Source organism: Nocardia sp. NPDC058058 (assembly GCF_042885355.1).
GTDB lineage: Bacteria > Actinomycetota > Actinomycetes > Mycobacteriales > Mycobacteriaceae > Nocardia.
Genome location: NZ_JBHVSA010000025.1, coordinates 1 through 1,359 on the forward strand (window position 1 = coordinate 1; position 1,359 = coordinate 1,359).

The window sequence follows — 1,359 nt, forward strand, 5'->3', positions numbered from 1 at the left end:
GTTCGTCGCTTGCACCGGCGGGGACATGGACGCCTTCGGGACCGCGGGCAGACTCGCCGGAGTCGCTGGTCTGGCACCGGTCCCACGAGACTCAGGCCGGATCAGCGGCAACATGCGCCGGCCGCACCGCTACCACCGCCGCCTCTTGCGCGTTTTCTACCTGTCCGCCCAGATCGCAGCCCGCTTCTGCCTGACCTCGAAGACCTTCTACGACCGCAAACGGGCCGAGGGAAAGAGTCATAAGCAGGCGATCCTCGCCCTCGCTCGGCGACGCCTCGACGTCATGTGGGCCCTCATACGCGATCAGCGCACCTTCGAGGCTGAGCCTCCCCAGCGGGGCCTCGTCGCGGTCTGAGCCTCAGACCGTGAAGAGCGGCTCGTAGGGGTGTCCCTCCGGCGTGTAGATCAAAACGAAGTCTTCCCCCAGCCGAGTGGCCACCTCCCTCAAGCGAGCCAGGACCTCGGTCTGACCTGGAAGATCGAGGCCAAGGGCTGCGGCAGCACGATCCCTTCTGGCCGCGAGGTCCGGCATGTCCTCCAGATACTCAGCCTCAAGCTCGCGACTCTCCTCGTCTGTGAACGCCTGGCAGCCTTGCCACCACGGGACGACCAGCAACAGCCGCACCAGCTCGTGCAGGCCGATGGCTACCAGAGCCGCACCTCCTTCGGAGTCGGCGTACAGGATCGGACGCTCCTCTCCGCCTTCACCGCAGAAGAAGAACGTCCCACCAGCAGCATCGCCGGCGAACCCCTCAAGCGCGGCACCCGAGGCAAGGTGCACTTCCTCGACATGATCGCCTCGGTCAAGGTCGAAGTCACCCGGCCAAGCGAGAAAACGGGCAGCTTCTTCCTGCTCACGGACGGCAACGATCAACGATTCCATGAGCCGCAGCCTACGTCCCGCTGCTTGACAACCATCATTGGGAATCAGTCACGTCGCCGGGCTCCATCGGACGGGTCTGCTTCGGCTTGATCTCGCGGTAGGCGCTGAGCCCGATTCGCTCCACCTCGGCGAATGACCGTACATCCTCGGTTTGACCACCGTGTCGAGGAATGCCGTGAAGAGTACTGTCCTGGCCTGCTGCGCCGGGTAGTTGGGTTACGACTTGGCCTCGCGGTAGGCACTCAGCGCGCTCCGATCCACTTCGGCGAGCAGAGCCTGCCGAGTGGACTCGTCAGTGTTCCGTGCCTGGGTCCATGTGCGGGCGATGTCGACTCCTTGGGTGCGGAGGCGGTTGGCCAGTTCAGCCTCCGGCGTGTTCCTGAGGCCTTGAAGCCATGTCGCCGTGAGGTAGGCGGCAGGGTCCTCCTGGTAGCTGCCCTGGGTGGTCGGCTCACGCAGCATGCGGTCGCGTACAG

At 65.0% G+C, this 1,359-nt stretch carries 3 protein-coding genes; 1 reads left to right on the forward strand and 2 read right to left on the reverse strand.

The genetic code is table 11. From position 1 onward, the window contains the following. On the forward strand, positions 1-355 hold a 355-nt coding region (locus ACFVUS_RS43875; RefSeq protein WP_387781481.1), incomplete at its 5' end, for a transposase. 3 nt (positions 356-358) lie between these two features. Here the strand turns inward: ACFVUS_RS43875 and ACFVUS_RS43880 are convergent. Both ACFVUS_RS43880 and ACFVUS_RS43885 read right to left on the reverse strand, forming a co-directional pair. Next, on the reverse strand, positions 359-883 hold the full coding sequence (locus tag ACFVUS_RS43880; RefSeq protein ID WP_387781483.1) for a hypothetical protein: 525 nt from the start codon (positions 881-883) through the stop codon (positions 359-361). A 216-nt stretch (positions 884-1,099) separates the two neighbouring features. Beyond that, positions 1,100-1,359 (reverse strand): hypothetical protein (locus ACFVUS_RS43885; protein ID WP_387781486.1); only part of this gene is annotated, 260 nt, incomplete at its 5' end.